Here is a 16537-nt window from a genome sequence, read left to right on the forward strand (position 1 = left end):
CCCACCCGGGCCCCTGCGGCAAGGAGGCTCCAGTGCCCCGTGAAGTCCGAGACGTCGTCTTCGTCGACGGCGTCCGCACCCCGTTCGGCAAGGCGGGTGGGATGTACGCCCACACCCGCGCCGACGACCTGGTGATCCGCTGCATCCGCGAACTGCTGCGACGCAACCCCGTGCCGCCGGAGCGGGTCGACGAGGTGGCGATCGCCGCCACCACCCAGACCGGCGACCAGGGCCTCACCATCGGTCGTACCGCCGCGCTGCTCGCCGGGCTGCCCAAGACGGTGCCCGGCTACGCCATCGACCGGATGTGCGCCGGGGCGATGACCGCGGTCACCACCGTGGCCGGTGGCATCGCGATGGGCGCCTACGACGTGGCGATCGCCGGTGGCGTCGAGCACATGGGCCGGCACCCGATGGGCGAGGGCGTGGACCCCAACCCGCGGATCCTGGCCGAGAAGCTGGTCGACCCCTCCGCCCTGGTGATGGGTGCCACCGCCGAGAACCTGCACGACCGGCTCCCGCAGATCAGCCGGGAGCGCGCCGACGCGTACGCGCTCGCCTCACAGGTGAAGACCGCCAAGGCGTACGCCAACGGCAAGCTCCAGCCCGACCTGGTGCCGGTGGCGACCCGCGACCCGGAGACCGGCTGGGGACTCGCCACCGTCGACGAGGCGCCCCGGGAGACCTCACTGGAGAAACTGGCCACTTTGAAGACGCCGTTCCGCCCGCACGGCAGGGTCACCGCCGGCAACGCGGCCGGACTCAACGACGGGGCCACCGCCAGCCTGCTCGCCGCCGAGAACGTCGCCCGGGAACTCAAGCTGCCGGTGTCGATGCGGCTGGTGTCGTACGGCTTCGTCGGGGTGGAGCCGGAGGTGATGGGTTACGGTCCGATCCCGTCGACCGAGAAGGCGCTGCGGATCGCCGGGCTCTCCATCGACGACATCGGCCTGTTCGAGCTGAACGAGGCGTTCGCGGTGCAGGTGCTGGCCTTCCTCGACCACTTCGGCATCGCCGACGACGATCCCCGGGTCAACCCGTGGGGCGGGGCGATCGCCGTCGGTCATCCGCTCGCCTCCTCCGGAGTACGGCTGATGACCCAACTCGCCCGGCAGTTCGCCGAACACCCCGAGGTGCGGTACGGCCTCACCGCGATGTGCATCGGTATCGGCATGGGCGGCACGGTCATCTGGGAGAACCCGAACTGGGAGGGCGGCGAGAAATGACGGTTCCAGGTAACCCGAACGAGGTGGTCACCCGGGCACTGCTGCGCCTGGTGCAGGTGCCGGGGCTGGACCGACCCGCCGCGCTGATCACCCTGGACAACGGTTTCGACCACACCAGGCCGAACACCTTCGGCCCGGCCGGACTCTCCAGTCTGGACGACGCGATCACGGAGGCGCTCGCCGCCGAGCCGGCGTTCGTCGCGGTGACCGGCAAGCCGTACATCTTCTGCGTCGGCGCCGACGTGACCGGCATGCCGCTGCTCGCGGACCGCGACCAGGCCCGCGAGATCGGCCGGCTCGGCCACCGGGTCTTCGGCCGGCTGCGCACCAGCACGGTGCCGACCTTCGCCTTCGTCAACGGCGCCGCGATGGGCGGCGGGCTGGAACTGGCGCTGCACTGCCACTACCGGACGCTGCACGGCGGCGCCGCCGCGCTCGCCCTGCCCGAGGTCTCGCTCGGCCTGGTGCCCGGCTGGGGCGGCAGCCAACTGTTGCCGAACCTGATCGGCATCGCCGGCGCGGCCCAGGTGATCATCCAGAACCCGCTGATGCAGAACCGGATGCTCAAACCGAAGCAGGCCGCCGAGCTGGGCATCGCGGACGTGCTCTTCGAGCCGGCCGACTTCCTGGAGCGCTCGCTGGAGTGGGCCGCGCAGGTGGTGCGCGGCGAGGTCCAGGTGACCCGTCCGGAGGTCGACCGGGAGATGTGGGACGGCGTGCTCTACTTCGCCCGGCAGACGCTGGACGAGCGGCTGCACGGCGCGGTCCCGGCCGCGTACCGGGCGTTGGAGCTGCTGGAACTGGCCCGCGAGGCACCGGCCGGGCCCGCCGACGGCGACCCGGACGGGCTGCCGAAGGGGATGGCCGCCGAGGTGGAGGCGCTGGCCGACCTCATCTTCAGCGAGGAGCTGCGCAGCGGCCTCTACTCCTTCGACCTGGTGCAGCGCCGGGCCAAGCGGCCGGTCGGCGCGCCGGACAAGGGCCTGGCCCGCCCGGTGACCAAGGTCGGCATCGTCGGCGCCGGCCTGATGGCGTCGCAGCTCGCGCTCCTGTTCGCCCGCCGGCTCCAGGTTCCGGTGGTGCTCACCGACCTCGACCAGTCCAGGGTGGACTCCGGCGTCGGCTACGTGCACGCCGAGATCGACAAGCTGGTCGGCAAGGGCCGGCTTGCCGAGGGTACGGCCGCCAAGCTGCGCGGTCTGGTCAGCGGCTCGGTCGACAAGGCCGTCTTCGCCGACGCCGACTTCGTGATCGAGGCGGTCTTCGAGGACCTGGCCGTGAAGAAGCAGGTCTGGGCGGAGCTGGAGAAGATCGTCAGCCCGGACACGGTACTCGCCACCAACACCTCCTCGCTCTCGGTCGGCGCGATGGCCGCCGACCTGGCGCACCCGGAGCGAGTGGTCGGGTTCCACTTCTTCAACCCGGTCGCGGTGCTGCCGCTGCTGGAGATCGTCCGGGGCGAGCAGACCGACGACGTCACCCTGGCCACTGCCTTCGCGGTCGGCAAGGAGCTGCGCAAGTCCTGCGTACTGGTCGCCGACGCACCGGCCTTCGTGGTCAACCGGCTGCTGACCCGGTTCCTCGGCGAGATCATCGCGGCCGTGGACGCCGGCACCCCGCCCGAGGTGGCGGACGCCGCACTCGATCCGCTCGGCCTGCCGATGCGCCCGCTGGCGCTGCTCCAGCTCGTCGGGCCGGCGGTGGCGTACCACGTCGGCGGCACGCTGCACGCCGCCTTCCCGGACCGGTTCGCGGTCGGCGAGAACCTGAAGCGGATCGCCGAGTCCGGTATGCCACTGGTGGTCGACGGCGACGTCAACCCCAAGGTGGCCGGGCTGCTGGAGGTCGGTTCGGCACCGCTGACCGCTGAGGAGGTACGCCAGCGGGCGCTGGACGCGCTCGCCCAGGAGATCCGGCTGATGTTGGACGAGGGTGTGGTCGCCGAGCCGCAGGACATCGACCTCTGCATGATCCTCGGCGCCGGCTGGCCGTTCCATCTCGGCGGTGTCACGCCGTACCTGGACCGCACCGGCACCTCGGAGCGGATCACCGGCCGCCGCTTCCTGCCCCGGGGCGCGGCCAGCCTGCCCGGCTGATCAACCCGTCGATCGCGGTGCTCGGGGACCGGTCCCGGCGAGTCGCACGACGCGTTGTGCGACCTGGCCTGGTTCCTGAGCACCGCGATCTGCCCGGACGCCCGCGACGAGCGGCGATGGCGGCAGGATTGGCGCGGGCCCGCCACGAGGGACACCCGGCGGCCGGAGCGGAAGCCGGAGAGCGTCCGGGTACCTGTCCGCTCGGGCATGTCACAACGGCTGGTCCCGCGGTGTCTTGAGGCCGAACCCCTGGAGGCCTAGGAGGCATCATGACGGGAATCTGCGGTTGGCAGGTCGTTGCCGAGCATGCGCGACGTACCGGTCGTCGCGGCCGGAAGTTCGACGACGACCGGATGCGGGCCGCGAAGGAGAATGCCGGAATCTGATGCTTCTCCCAGGCTGGAAGCGGGAGATTTCAGCCTCGGACCGCACAGAACCACCGTCGTGGGAGGGGGTGATCGGCAGACTGCAACCATCCCCGCCGCAACCGACAGTTCCGCCGGGACGGAGGCGCCGACACTATGCCGAGAACCACCGACACCACGCATGACCGCCCATTCCTCCCCAGCGCCACCGGCGCTTTCCCGGGCGGCCTGCGATGAACGACCGAGCCACTGACCCGGCGACCGAGAGCTTCGTCGCCCACCGCAACCTGCTGTTCACCGTCGCGTACGAGATGCTCGGATCGGCGGCCGACGCCGAGGACGTACTCCAGGAAACCTGGCTGCGGTGGATCAAGGTCGACCTGGAACAGGTACGCGACCAGCGTGCCTACCTGATCCGGATCACGACCCGGCAGTCGCTCAACCGGCTGCGCACCGTGCAGCGCCGCAGGGAGGCGTACGTCGGCGCCTGGCTACCCGAACCGCTGCTCACCACGCCGGACGTGGCCGAGGACGTCGAACTCTCCGAGAGTCTGTCGATGGCGCTCATGCTGGTCCTCGAGACACTCTCACCGACCGAACGTGCCGTCTTCGTACTGCGCGAGGCCTTCGGCATCGGCTACGACGAGATCGCCGCCGCCGTCGGCAAGACCCCGGCGGCCGTCCGCCAGATCGCGCACCGCGCCCGCCGGCACGTCGACGCCCGCCGCCCCCGCGCGGCCGTCTCCCCGAGCCAGACCAGGGCGGTTCTGGGTGCGTTCCGGCGCGCGCTGGAGACCAGAGACCTCAAGGGCCTGATCGACACGCTCGCCCCTGACGTCGTGGGGATCAGCGACGGCGGCGGCCTCAAGCAGGCATCGCCCCGGCCGGTCATCGGCGCCGAGAAGGTCGCCCGCTTCATCATCGGTGGTCTCGGCAGGGCCGAAGGCCTGGTCACCGTCACCGTTGATCCCACCATGGTCAACGGCAACCCGGCGCTCGTGCTCCGAATCGACGGCGAACTCGACGGTGTCCTGGCGGTTCGGGTCGAGCAGGCCCGCATCACCGGTCTCTACTACGTCCGCAACCCCGAGAAGCTGACCCACCTCGGATCCGAAACGTCGCTCACGCGGCAATGAACGTCGGTCCGGGGTGCGGACGAACGCCAGCCGGCCGGCTGCCGAGCTGACCCGGGCCCGTCCCCCACCGCTGCCGGCGGGGACGGGCCCGGCACCCGCGACCGCTCCTACCGGTACGCGTCACGCAACCGGTACGCCGGGCCCAGCTGCTACGCGGGGCCCAGCTGTTACGCCGGGGCCCAGCTGCTACGCGGGGCTCAGCCGGCGCGCTCGGCGGCGCTGCGTTCGACGCAGAACTCGTTGCCCTCCGGGTCGGCGAGCACCGCCCAGCCGGTGCCGTCCGGGCGCCGGTGGTCGGCGACCAGGGTGGCGCCCAGCCCGAACAGCCGGTCGACCTCCTCGTCCCGGGTCCGGTCCTCGGGCTGCAGGCAGATGTGCAGCCGGTTCTTGCCCGACTTGCCCTCCGGCACCCGCTGGAAGAAGACCTGCGGCGTAGTGCCGTCCGGCGCCGGCAGCCCGACCTCGTCGTCGCCGGGCCGGTCATCAGGATGCAGGGACCGGTCCAGCACCTTCGCCCAGAAGCTGGCGAGCGTGTACGGATCGGCGCAGTCGAAGCTGACGTTGTGGATGATGGAACTCACGAATCCTCCAGTGGAGTGTGCGCCTCGCGGAGGAACGCGGATCGGTCAGCGGTGGCCGAGGCGAGGCGCGGAAAAGGACAGCGCAACCATCTACCGCACCTCCCTCCATGATCCGGGCTGACGGCGGCAAGTTTGGCACGGAGGTACGGGTTCGGCAACCGATGTGCCCCCCGGGATCGCAACGCGAAGCACACGGATGGCCACCGGGCGGTGAGCGACACGCCGGAAATTCAGCCGGTACACCGGCTGGACCGCTTCGGCCGTAAGGATGAGCGGTCAGGCCGGCTGGTCCGCTGGGCCGAGAGGAAGCACGACGACAGGCAAGGAGCGACCGGTGCCCCTCCCACAGCTTCGCCGGGTCCGCTGGGCCGTACGCGCCACCCTGGCCCTCGGGGTCGCCGCCTCGGTGGTCGCCAACATCCTGCACGCGCGGGACAACCCGATCAGCCAGGCCATCGCCGCCTGGCCACCACTGGCACTGCTGCTCACCGTTGAGTTGATCTCTCGGGTGCCGGTGCACCGCCGCTCACTGGCGTTCGCCCGGATGGCCGCCACCGCCACGATCGCCGGGATCGCCGCCTGGGTGTCGTACTGGCACATGGTCGGGGTGGCCGCCCGGTACGGCGAGACGGGCGCGTCGCCGTACCTGCTGCCGCTGTCGGTCGACGGCCTGATCGTGGTGGCCAGCATCTGCCTGGTGGAGCTGGGTGGCCGGATCGCCACCGCAGAGGCCGCGACGGCCGCCGCCACGGCGGGGTCCGGTCCGGCGAACCCCGCCGCCCCGCCCGGTGCTGCCCGGACCGGAGCGTTTGACCCGGCTTTGGGATCCGACCCGGCTTTGGGATCCGACCCGGCCTCGGGATCCGACCGGGCCGCCGCCGGACCGGGTGGGGCGGCCGCAGCTCGTCGGCGACCGGCGGCGGGCGGCGGGTCACTCGGCGCGGTCGAGCCTCTGGGCCGGGGTATCGGCGAGATCCTCGCCACCCCGCCCAACGGAACGGGAGCCACCCCGCCCAACGGAACGGAAGCCGGCACACCCAACGGAACGGGAATCGTCGCGCACGGCGGAACGGAAATCGGCGCGCACGGCGGGACGGAGCCGGGCAGGCACGGCGGGAAGCGGCCGGAGACACCCGGGGAAACGGGTGCGGCGGCGCCAGCGGGCGCCGGAGGTGCGACCAGGACCAGGAAGGGAGCGGCCGGAACGGCCGGGCGGCGGGCCTCGACCGGGCGCGCGGCCAAGCCGGCCGCCGCGGCACGGCCACGCCGCCCGATCACCGAGACCGCCGCACTGGCGGCGGCGATCCAGGCGGAGCGACCCGAGGCCAGCGACGCCGAAGTGGCGCAGGAACTCGGCATCACCACCGCCCGGCTGCGGGCGATCCGCCGCGAGGTACGTGAACTCGACCTCGTCGCCTGAATCCGCTACCGGGGATCGATCGTCGAACCGGGTCTCGGGTCGGTGCCGGCCGTTTCCGCCAGCCCGGCCAGTCCGGTCGGGGTGCCGGGATGCGCCTCCGCCGGCGTACCCGGGGCGGGCAGGACGACCGGTGCGGCCCGGTCGAGCGAGACGGTACTGGCCGTGCTGCTCGCGCTCTCCGCCGGCACCGGCCGGAACGGCATGGCGACCGGACCGCCGCCGACCGCCGCCGAGGCGGCCACCACCGGGGTGGTCTCGGCCGCCGGCAGAGTCACCGTCACCTCCAGCCCGCCACCGTCCTGGGCGATCGCGCTGACAGTGCCGCCGTGCGCGTCGCAGACCGCCCGGACGATCGACAGTCCCAGCCCGGATCCCCGGGCGCCGGTCCGCTCCCGACCACCCCGCCGGAACGCCTCGAACAGCCCGGGTACGTCCGCCTGCTCCACCTCGAAGCCGGTGTTGCCGACCACCAGCCAGGCCTGTTCGGGATCCGAGCCGGTACGCACCCACATCCGTCCGTGCAGGTGGTTGTAGCGCACCGCGTTCTCAATCAGGTTGCCGGCCAGCCGCTCCAACAGGCCGGGATCGCCGACCACCGGTGCCGGGGCCAACGCCGTCTCGACCCGGAGCTTGAGCCGGGTGCTCTCGTTCCGGACCGCCGAGAGCGCCGCACCGGCCCCGGTGGCGAGATCGGTCGGTGCCTTCCGGGCCAACCGGCGGCCCGACTGCGCCTCGCTGCGTGCCAGCACCAGGAGCGCGTCGACCAGGTTGTTGGCCCGCTCCGAGGCGTCCCGGACCACCGTGGCCATCCGCCGGTACTCCGCCACGTCCGCCTCGTCGTCGGCCAACGTGACGTCGATCTCGGTCCGCATCACCGCCAGCGGCGTACGCAGCTCGTGCGAGGCGTTGGCGACGAAGCGTTTCTGCGTCTCGAAGGCATCCCCTATCCGGTCCAGCATCGCGTCGAAGGTGCCGGCCAGCTCGGCCACCTCGTCGTCCGCGCCGGAGTAGCGGATCCGCTGGTCCAGGGTCGCCTCGCCGAGCCGTCGGGCCGTCGAGGTGACCTGGTGCAGCGGGCGGAGCGCCCTGCCGGCCACCGCGTACGCCCCGGCGACCCCGACGACGCTTATCACCAGCAGCGCCAGCAACCCCTTGACCAGCAGCTCCCGGCTCGCCGCCTGCGCCATCTCGCGCTGCCACTCGATCGCGCCGACCGTCCGCCCGTCGGAGAGCTCGAGCGTCGGGTTCGACCGGAGCCGGATGTCCGGGGTCAGCGCGTCCCCGACCAGCAGCCAGGCGAGCAGCACCAGAATCGCACCGGCACCGATCAGCAACACGCCGTTGAGCAGGGTCAGCCGGAGCCGCAGCGTGGGCCGTACCCGGGGCCGGCGGCGGGTCAGATAGACGGTCATGCGCTCACCTGCCCCGGCACGGACGGGTCCGAAACCCGGTAGCCGGCGCCGACCACCGTCTCGATCAGCGGCGGCTCACCGAGCTTCTTCCGCAGCGTCATCACGGTCACCCGGACGGTGGTGGTGAACGGGTCGGTGTTGGCGTCCCAGACCCGTTCCAGGAGTTCCTCGCTGGACACCACCGCACCGCGCGCCTTGACCAGCTCCTCCAGCACGCCGAACTCCTTGCGGGTCAGGTCCACCGCCGCCCCGCCCCGGGTCGCCACCCGCCGGGCCGGGTCGATCACCAGGTCGGACACGGTCAGCACCGGTGGGGTGACCGGGGTGGCCCGGCGACCGAGGGCCTGCACCCGGGCGACCAGCTCGTCGAAGGCGAACGGCTTGGGCAGGTAGTCGTCGGCACCGAGCTGGAGGCCCTCCACCCGGTCGGCGACCGTACCGCTGGCGGTCAGCATCAACACCCGGGTCAGCGCGTCCGAGGTGACCAGGTCGGCACAGATCTGGTCGCCGTGCACGCCCGGCAGGTCGCGGTCGAGCACCACCACGTCGTACCGGGTGACGAAGGCCATCTCGTGTCCGGTCGAACCATCGTAGGCGACGTCGACGGCCATGCCCTGCCGGCGCAGCCCACGGACGATCGCGTCGGCCAGGTTGCGCTCGTCCTCCACCACCAGTACCCGCACCACGACCTCCCCGGCTGCCTCTAGGGGACAACCTATCCAGGCTCGACAAGTGACAGCTCGATGCGCCGGACCGGGCCGGCTAATCCGGCAGCCGCCACACCCCGGTCGAGGCGTCCAGCCGCCGGCAGTGCAGCCTGGTCGCGGTCACCCCGCAGTCGCCGGAAATCCCGGACAGCACCGTCAGCAGCCGACCCCGCCAGGTGACCGGATCGAACTCCAGCACCCAGGCCCGGCGGTCCGCGCCGTACCGGACGCCGACGAACCGCGATCCGCGCGGCGTGAGGAAGGCCAAGGTACCGAGGTCGGCGAGTACCCGTCCGGTGGCCGGATCGAGGACGGCGAAGAGCTGGGACTCGTCGGCACCGGCCTGGCTGGCGACCAGGTCGTCGCCGACGGTCCAGAGGCCGGTCCAGCGCGGGTCCGACCAGCGGGTACGGCCGGTCCCCGCGTCCCGGACGTGTACCCCGCGCTGGGGACGCAGACTGCACAGGTCGGCTCCGCAGGTGAACGCTGCGTACTCCTTGGTGGGCGGGTTCGGGACCGACCAGCGCCGGTCCAGCTCCGGCAGCCCGTACGCGGTCACCGCGTTCTCGTCGTACGCCAGGAGCAGGCCGGCGGCGACCTCGACCCACCCGGTCGGCGTCGGCGGCCCGGCGCCCGGCGCCGGCATCTGGGCGGCCCGCACGACCTCGCCGGTGCCAAGATCGCGCACCTCGACCCGACCGGACGGCAGGACGAGGACCAGGGTCGAGGCCCGGACGGGTACCGCCCGGTCGACCGCCGACATTTCGAGCAACGGCACGGCGCCGGCCGGTACCGGCAGCGACCACCGCGCGGCGCCGGTGGCCGGATCCACCGCCTCCAACGTGCCGGGCCCGTTCTCCCCCGGCCGCCAGTCCCCGGTCGTCGTCTGGAGCAGCAGGTCACCGCCGCTGCTGACCGTCATCAGGCTCGCCTCGCGGTCCCAGGCCACGGCGCCGGTCGAGGGATCCAGCACGGTCAGCCCAGGTGCCCTGCCCGACGCCGGTCTCGGATAGCGTGCCAGCAGCAGGTGCTCGCCGACCATCTGGAGGTTCGCGACGTCGTCGGCCGGCAGCGTCACCCGCCATTCCGGCTCCGCCGCCGGCAGCCGGTACGCGGTCAGCTCCGGGCCGCCCCGACCGGGCCGATCGGATTCGACGACGAACATCCGGTCCCGCTCGGCGTACACGAACGAGCCGAGCCGGGTCGGTAGCACCGTCTCCGGCCAGGGGCGGGGCACCGGGTCACCGGCCGCCACCGTGCCGAGCACCCCCGCCAGCACCGCCGCGAGCAGCCCCGACCGGGGCGGCCGGCGCCGGTTCGTCCGCCGAGTCGCGGTCCGGTCCGGCTCGGCCCGCCCGGGGCGGGACCCGACAGCCAACTCGCCCAACTCGATGGTGGGCATCTCACTCCTCCCCCACTTCCGCCGGCCCTGCCGGCGTCGGATCTCCGGCTCCGGCGGCTCGCCGCCGCGACGCCGCGATCGCCCGTATCGGTCGTCACCACCCGCCGGCACACTCCGGGAACCCGGGGCGGGTGGCGGCAATTCGGACGCGAAGTCACCTGTACGATGGCGCCTCGTGGCAGTTCCGGTGGTGGACAATTCTTCGGACGCCGAAGCCGGCTCGACGAGAGTCGATCGATCTCGACAGTGGTGGGCCTTCCGGACTCCCGCGCGGGTCGACGTACTGGCCATCGGAGCGTACGTCCTGCTCGGGATCTTCGTCTGCGCGAACTACTGGGTGGACGTCAACCACCGGGTGTCGTCGCATCTGCCGACCGACCACAGCTGGTTCGAGTGGCTCTTCGCGCACGGCGCGTACTCGGTGCAGCACCTGGAGAACCCGCTCTTCTCGGCCCGGCAGAACGCCCCGGACGGCGTCAACATGATGGCCAACACCTCGCTGTTGGGCGTCACCCTGCCGCTGGCCCCACTCACCTGGCTGTTCGGCCCGCAGGTGACGTACGCGCTGTATCTCGGCGGTGCGCTCGCGGCGACGGCCGCCACCTCGTACTGGATGCTCTCCCGGCACCTGGTCTCCTCCCGGGCCGCGGCGTTCGTCGGCGGGGCGTTCCTCGGCTTCGCACCCGGCATCATCCACCACGCCAACGGGCAGCCGAACTTCGTCTCCAACTTCCTGCTCCCGCTGATCGTGGTCCGGGTGTTCCGGCTCGGCGAGCCGGGCCGCTGGCTGCGCAACGGGCTGGTGCTGGGGCTGCTGGTGGCCTACCAGATCTTCATCAACGAGGAGATGCTGCTGCTCACCGCGCTGGCCTGCGGGGTGGCCGTGCCGCTGCACGTCGCCTTCCGCTGGTCGCTGATGCGCAACCGGATCTGGACCTTCCTCCGCGGTCTCGGCGTCGGCGGCGTGGTGGCGCTGCTGCTGGCCGGCTACCCGATCTGGTACCAGTTCAACGGCCCGCAGTCCTACCGGGGTCTGCAGGGCGGCGTCTTCCACAACTGGGGCGAGGACCTGCGTGCCTTCGTCACCTACTCCCGGGACACCATCGCCGGCTCGCCGGAGGTGGAGAAGACCATCGGGGTCACCGAGCAGAACACCTGGCTGGGCTGGCCGCTCGTCGGGCTGGCCGTCCTGGTCGCGGTGCTGCTCTGGCGGACGTCCATCGTCGCCCGGATCGTCGCGCTGCTCGGTGCCGGGTTCGCGCTCGCCTCGCTGGGCCGGCAGATCCGCTACGACGGGCAGCTCACCGAGTTCGAGGGACCGTGGCGTCTGCTGCCGGAGGACCTGCCGCTGATCGAGATGATGATGCCGACCCGGCTGAGTCTGATCACGGTCGCCACCGTCGGAATCCTGGTCGCGCTCGCCTGGAACGAGGTAGCGAAATCCCGGCCGCCCTCGGCCACCTCGAACGACACCGCCCCGGCACGGCGGCTGCGGATCCTGGCGTACGCCGCTGTCGCGCTCGCGCTGTTGCCGATCGTCCCGCGCCCGCTGCCGGCCATGCATGTCGACCCGCCGCCGCGGTTCATCACCTCCGGGGCCTGGCGGCCCTATGTGCCGGCGGGCCGGACCCTGGTCCCGGTACCCATCCCGAGCAACGTGCACGGCCTCTCCACGCTGCGCTGGAGCGCGCTGACCGGGCAGGCGTTCCCGATCCCGGCCGGATACTTCATCGGGCCGGACGCGCAGGGCTACGGGGTGTTCGGCGCCCCGTCCCGACCGACCAGCCTGCTGATCTACGGAACGATGGACCGGGGTGCGGCACCGGTGGTCACCGAGGAGAACCGCCGCCAGGCCATCGAGGATCTGCGGTTCTGGCGGGCCTCCGTGGTGGTGCTCGGCGACCACCCGGCCGCACCCGCGCTGCACGTCCTGCTCGCCGGCCTGCTCGGCCCGGGGCAGCGGGTGGACGACGTCTGGCTCTGGGACGTCCGCGCGCTCGTCAACTGACGGCCAAGAAGGTAAAAGGCAACCCCCACGGCTCGACGGGTCAGCCGACGAGGGCGCGGACGTCCCACACCCAGGCGCCGGAGATGTCCCGGCCCGGCCCGAGCAACTGGTCGAGGGTCTCCCGCACCGGCACTCCCCGGTGCAGGCCACCCTGGACCACGATCGCGGCCCGCCAGTGCCGCAGGTCCTCGATCGCCTGCCGTCGTTCGGCCTCGCCGATCGGCGGCACCTCACCGGTGGCGGCGACCCGGTCGAGCAGCACGGCGGTCGGGCGGTCCGGCGCACCCCAGCGGGCCTGCGGATCGTCCGGCCCGGTGGGGCCGATGAAGTAGCCACCCGGCGCGGTGAAGGCCAGGCCGGTCCGGGCCGACCAGTACATCCCGGCGGTCGCCTCGGAGCCCCGGGTAGGCGGGACCGCCACGAGGGTACGCCCCGGCGGCACGTACGACCGCCACTCGCCGCTGGCGACGAACTCCGGTACCGGCCAGACCGGCTTGGTGCGCAGCGGCGTCGGCGCCACCGGCAGCAGGACGGCGATCACCGCCCCGGTCCAGAGCAGCCGGACCGGCACCCGCCCGCCGGCCCGGCCCGGCCCGCGCGCGGGCACCGCACCGCCAGGCGCCGCACCACCGTCCACGGCACCGGCATCCGCGGCACCACAGGCATCCCCGGCACCACAGGCATCTGCGGCACCGCCGGGAGCGGCACTCGGGTTCGCCGTGTGGCGGAAGACCCGGTCGAAGGAGAGCGCCAGCAGGATCGCCAGGGCGGGGACGCAGATCAGCGGAAACCGGGCCGGCACCGCCAGGTCGATCAGCGGCGCCCCGGAGACCAGTCGGTACGGGCCGGGCAGGTCCAGCAGTTCCCCGTTAAGCCGCACCTCCTCGCCGAGCGACAACGCGGAGAAGACCAGTACGCAGAGCACCAGCGCCCGGACCAGCGGCCGCCGCCACTGCCAGATCGCCACCACCGCGCAGAGCACGATCAGCGCGAGCCCGAAGAAGGAGTTCTCCTCGGTCAGGTTCGGCGAGAGCATGCCCGGCACCGTGTCGTGGCCGGTGATCGACTGCCGCGAGGCGGCGGTGAACGACGCCAGGTCCAGCGGGTACGCCCTCGGGTCGAACGGCAGCCCGCGATAGTGCCCCGGCCCGAAGAACTGGAACCACAGCGGGTACGCCAGCAGCACCACCCCGACTCCGGCGCCGACGCCGAGCCGGCCGAGGAACGCCGGAGCCAGCCGCCGGGCGGTCCCCGGGGCCGAGACCGCGTAGCCGACGGTGAAGAGCCCGCAGGCCAGCACCAGGAAGGCCAGCACCTCCTCACCGAGGAAGACCTGGTACCCGACCAGCACGCCGAGCAGTACGCCACGGCGGATCACCCGGTCGGTGCGCGGGTCGAAGACCACCGCCAGGATCGCCGGCACCAGGAACTGCGCGATCATGTGCAGGTGTCCCGTGGCCTGGGAGATCATTCCGGGTGCGAACCCGCAGAACAGGCCGGCGACGGCCGCGCCGAGGCGCGAGTCGACGATCCGGCGGGACAGGAAGAGGTACCAGGCGGTGGCCGTACCGGCCAGTGAGAGCACGACCGCGAGGAGGTAGCTGGCCTGCGAGCCGGCCAGCAGGGTCACCGGGGTCAGCGGCACGCCGAGGCCGAGCACCGACGTGTTCGCCATCAGGTTGATCCCGTCCGGCGCGTTCAACGCGGTGCTGTAGAAGGGGTTCTCCAGGTGGGTCACCGCCCGGGCGGCCCGGGCCAGCATCCACTCGAAGAGCATCATGTCGTTGCTGGCGTAGGTCATCCGGTCCCGATGCCGCCAGAGCCCGGAGGTGACGTAACCGGCGACCGCGAGATAGGTCAGCACGACCGCCGTGTCGACCAGCGGACCACGGCGCCGCGCCGACCAGCTACGCAGCGCACCCAGCCGATCCGCAACGCTGCGTCGCAGCGCACCCCGCAGGTCTGCGGCGAGGCGTCGCAGCACCGCCCGCCGACCGGTGGTCGCCGCCGGCCCGGCCGCCTCGACCGCGACGTCCGGCGCGGTCTCGGCGGATCGCCCCTGCCCGCTCACCCAGCAGTGCGGTTGGTCAGGGCGCGGACATCCCACAGCCACACGTCGGCGGTACGCCGGGCCGGGCCGGCGAACTGGTCGACGGTGCTGCGCAGCGCCTCGGCGTTGTCCTGCCGCACCGGCAGCACCAGGACCGCGGCCCGCCAGTGCCGCAACTCGTCCAGGGCCCGCCGGCGCTGTCGGTCGTTCAGCGTCGCCGGCTGGCCGCTGGTGGCGACCCGGTCGAGTACCGCGCTGAGCCCGCTGGGCCGCCCGCCGAACCGGCCGGGGTCACCGGTGTTGCCGTTGCGGGGGGCGAGGAAGTAGCCGCCGGGCATCCTGAAGTCGAGGTTGACGGCGGCGGCCCAGCGCATCCCGTTGGTGTGCCCCATCGCCGGGATCGGCACCGGCACCAGTGTCTGGTCCGGTCCGACGTACGGCCGCCACTGGCCCGAGGTGATGAAGTGCGGCACCGGCGGCCGGCTCACCTCGCGCAGCGGCAGTGGCAGGATCGGCACCAGCGCAATCGCCAGCGCGGCCACCACCACGGCCCGCAGCGCCCGCCGGTCGGCGACCTCCAGCTTCCAGGCCCGGTCGGTGGCGAGCGCGAGGATCAGCCCGATCACCACGGTGGTGATCAGGCCGAACCGGGTCGGCACGACCGCGTCGAGCAGCGGCGCCTTCACCAGGACGTCCCACGGTCCCCAGATGGCGCCCCGGTTCCACCAGGAGACCCGCTCGCCGAGCGAGAGGATCGCGAAGAGCAGGCCGGTCGCCGCGAGCGCCCGGATCACCACCTCGCGGCGGAGCCAGACCACGATCGCGACGGTCAGCAGCGCCAGACTCCAGCCGAAGAAGGCGTTCTCCTCGGAGTAGTTGGGGGCGAGGTCGAGATTGGCCCGCTGGTTGCCGCCGAGCGTGGTGGAGCCGGGTACGAAGAACGCGGCCAGGTCGTTGCCGTAGTCCCGGACCGCGTCGCTGAGCCCGTGGTACGCCTGCCGCCCCGCGAACTGCACCAGCAGCGGGTACGCCAGCAACGCCCCGGCGAGCACGCCGCAGACCGCCAGCCCGGCGCCGAGGGGGCGCCACGCCGCCCTCCACCGGCCCGGCTCCTGCACCAGCACGGCGAGCAGGAAGACCCCGCAGGCCATCGCGGTGAAGAGCAGAATCTCCTCGTTGATGAACGCCTGGTAGGTGACCAGCAGGGCGAGGATCACGCCGTCCCGGACCGGCCGGGTGGAGCGGGTCAGCGCCAGTACCCGCCAGACGATGAACGGCAGCAGGAACTGCGAGATGATGTTGGGGTGCCAGTTGGCGTGCGACAGCAGCGCCGGGGAGAAGCCGCAGAACCAGCCGCCGACGATCGCCGCGACCGGGGCACCGACCAGGTGCCGGGAGAGCACGTAGTACCAGGCGGAGGCGGTGCCGGCCAGGCCGATCGTCACCAGCACCACGAAGGACACCGCCGGGCCGAACAGCAGCGTCACCGGCACCATCGGGATGCCCAGGCCCAGGATCGCCGTGTTGGCCATCAGGTTGACGCCGTCAGGATAGTTCAGCCGGTCGGTGAAGAACGGGAACTCACCGTGCAACACCACCCGGACGGAGTGGGCGAGGAAGTACTGCACCTGTGCGGGGTCGCTGCTGTAGAGCGAGGCGACCCGGCCGGCCGGGTCGAGCCAGATCTGGCTGGTCACCCAGAGGCCGGCGACCAGGAAGGCCGCGTAGACGGCGAGGTCGCGCCGCCAGGTGGGCCAGCGGGCGGGCCGGGTGGCCGGGCGGCCGATGGTCCGGTCCGGGGTACCCGCGTCCTCGCCCGCGGCGCCGGATCGCGACGCCGGATCCCGGTCGCTGCCCGCCGCCCTCGCGGTATCCGAGCGGGTCTCGGAACCGGTGCCCGAGCCCGCCGAGCCCCGGTCGGTCCCGGTCGCCGTTCGGCTTCCTGACTCGGGACTCTCCGGGTCCGGCGTGGTGTGCAGACGTGGCTCGGCAAGCGTCACAGTCGGCGGAGTCTACAGGAGTACCCCATTGGTCCCAGTTGCCTGGGCGGCGGGTTTCCGCAGGGCGAGCCGTGTTGCCGGAGCGCCGGTCCCCGATCGGTCGGGCTTTCCCGGGTCACGCCCGAGGCACGTCC

At 72.5% G+C, this 16537-nt stretch carries 10 protein-coding genes and 1 pseudogene; 5 read left to right on the plus strand and 6 right to left on the minus strand.

Features of this window, described 5'->3' with window-relative positions; translation table 11 throughout:
* Window positions 1-32 precede the first annotated feature (32 nt).
* The 3 genes from EV371_RS24475 (at window position 33) to EV371_RS24485 (ending at window position 4823) form a co-directional block, all read left to right on the plus strand.
* A complete protein-coding gene (locus EV371_RS24475) occupies window positions 33-1226 on the plus strand; it encodes an acetyl-CoA C-acyltransferase (RefSeq protein WP_130464125.1) in 1194 nt (397 codons plus the stop codon).
* Complete coding sequence (locus tag EV371_RS24480) at window positions 1223-3322, plus strand: 3-hydroxyacyl-CoA dehydrogenase NAD-binding domain-containing protein (protein WP_130464126.1); 2100 nt, start codon at window positions 1223-1225, stop codon at window positions 3320-3322. Before EV371_RS24475 ends, EV371_RS24480 begins: the two co-directional genes overlap by 4 nt.
* Before the next feature lie 598 nt (window positions 3323-3920).
* Window positions 3921-4823, plus strand: a complete 903-nt coding sequence (locus tag EV371_RS24485) for an RNA polymerase sigma-70 factor (RefSeq protein WP_130464127.1) — start codon at window positions 3921-3923, stop codon at window positions 4821-4823.
* A 197-nt stretch (window positions 4824-5020) separates the two neighbouring features.
* Here EV371_RS24485 and EV371_RS24490 read toward each other — a convergent pair whose 3' ends face one another.
* Window positions 5021-5404, minus strand: coding sequence for a VOC family protein (locus tag EV371_RS24490; RefSeq protein WP_130464128.1), 384 nt, complete (start codon window positions 5402-5404; stop codon window positions 5021-5023).
* 334 nt (window positions 5405-5738) lie between these two features.
* Here EV371_RS24490 and EV371_RS34605 point away from each other — a divergent pair, with 334 nt between their 5' ends.
* Window positions 5739-6824 carry a DUF2637 domain-containing protein gene (locus tag EV371_RS34605; RefSeq protein WP_486484775.1) on the plus strand — a complete coding sequence of 362 codons (1086 nt, stop codon included), beginning with the start codon at window positions 5739-5741 and terminating at the stop codon, window positions 6822-6824.
* Window positions 6825-7078: 254 nt separating this feature from the next.
* Here the strand turns inward: EV371_RS34605 and EV371_RS24500 are convergent.
* The 3 genes and pseudogenes from EV371_RS24500 to EV371_RS24510 form a co-directional block, all read right to left on the minus strand.
* Window positions 7079-8224 (minus strand): annotated as a pseudogene (locus EV371_RS24500) (sensor histidine kinase); the annotation flags it as partial.
* A gap of 8 nt (window positions 8225-8232) precedes the next feature.
* Window positions 8233-8919, minus strand: coding sequence for a response regulator (locus EV371_RS24505; RefSeq protein ID WP_130464129.1), 687 nt, complete (start codon window positions 8917-8919; stop codon window positions 8233-8235).
* Window positions 8920-8998: 79 nt separating this feature from the next.
* On the minus strand, window positions 8999-10345 hold the full coding sequence (locus EV371_RS24510) for an outer membrane protein assembly factor BamB family protein (RefSeq protein WP_130464130.1): 1347 nt from the start codon (window positions 10343-10345) through the stop codon (window positions 8999-9001).
* Window positions 10346-10532: 187 nt separating this feature from the next.
* On the opposite strand from EV371_RS24510, the gene EV371_RS24515 reads away from it, so the two are divergent.
* Window positions 10533-12353 (plus strand): hypothetical protein, encoded by a 1821-nt coding sequence (locus EV371_RS24515; RefSeq protein WP_207230823.1) that lies wholly within the window; start codon window positions 10533-10535, stop codon window positions 12351-12353.
* Window positions 12354-12393: 40 nt separating this feature from the next.
* Here EV371_RS24515 and EV371_RS33940 read toward each other — a convergent pair whose 3' ends face one another.
* Both EV371_RS33940 and EV371_RS24525 read right to left on the minus strand, forming a co-directional pair.
* Window positions 12394-14277, minus strand: a complete 1884-nt coding sequence (locus EV371_RS33940; RefSeq protein ID WP_486484966.1) for a DUF6311 domain-containing protein — start codon at window positions 14275-14277, stop codon at window positions 12394-12396.
* 143 nt (window positions 14278-14420) lie between these two features.
* Window positions 14421-16403: a DUF6311 domain-containing protein gene (locus tag EV371_RS24525; protein ID WP_130464132.1), complete on the minus strand. Its 1983-nt coding sequence runs from the start codon at window positions 16401-16403 to the stop codon at window positions 14421-14423.
* Window positions 16404-16537: the final 134 nt, after the last annotated feature.

It is taken from the genome of Plantactinospora sp. CNZ321 (genome assembly GCF_004217235.1).

What these genes read in the sequence shown, in the direction of transcription:
- EV371_RS24480 (WP_130464126.1), top strand. Translation starts at nt 1,223, where the DNA reads ATGACGGTTCCAGGTAACCCGAACGAGGTGGTCACCCGGGCACTGCTG.
- EV371_RS24485 (WP_130464127.1), top strand. Translation starts at nt 3,921, where the DNA reads ATGAACGACCGAGCCACTGACCCGGCGACCGAGAGCTTCGTCGCCCAC.
- EV371_RS24510 (WP_130464130.1), bottom strand. Translation starts at nt 10,345, where the DNA reads ATGCCCACCATCGAGTTGGGCGAGTTGGCTGTCGGGTCCCGCCCCGGG.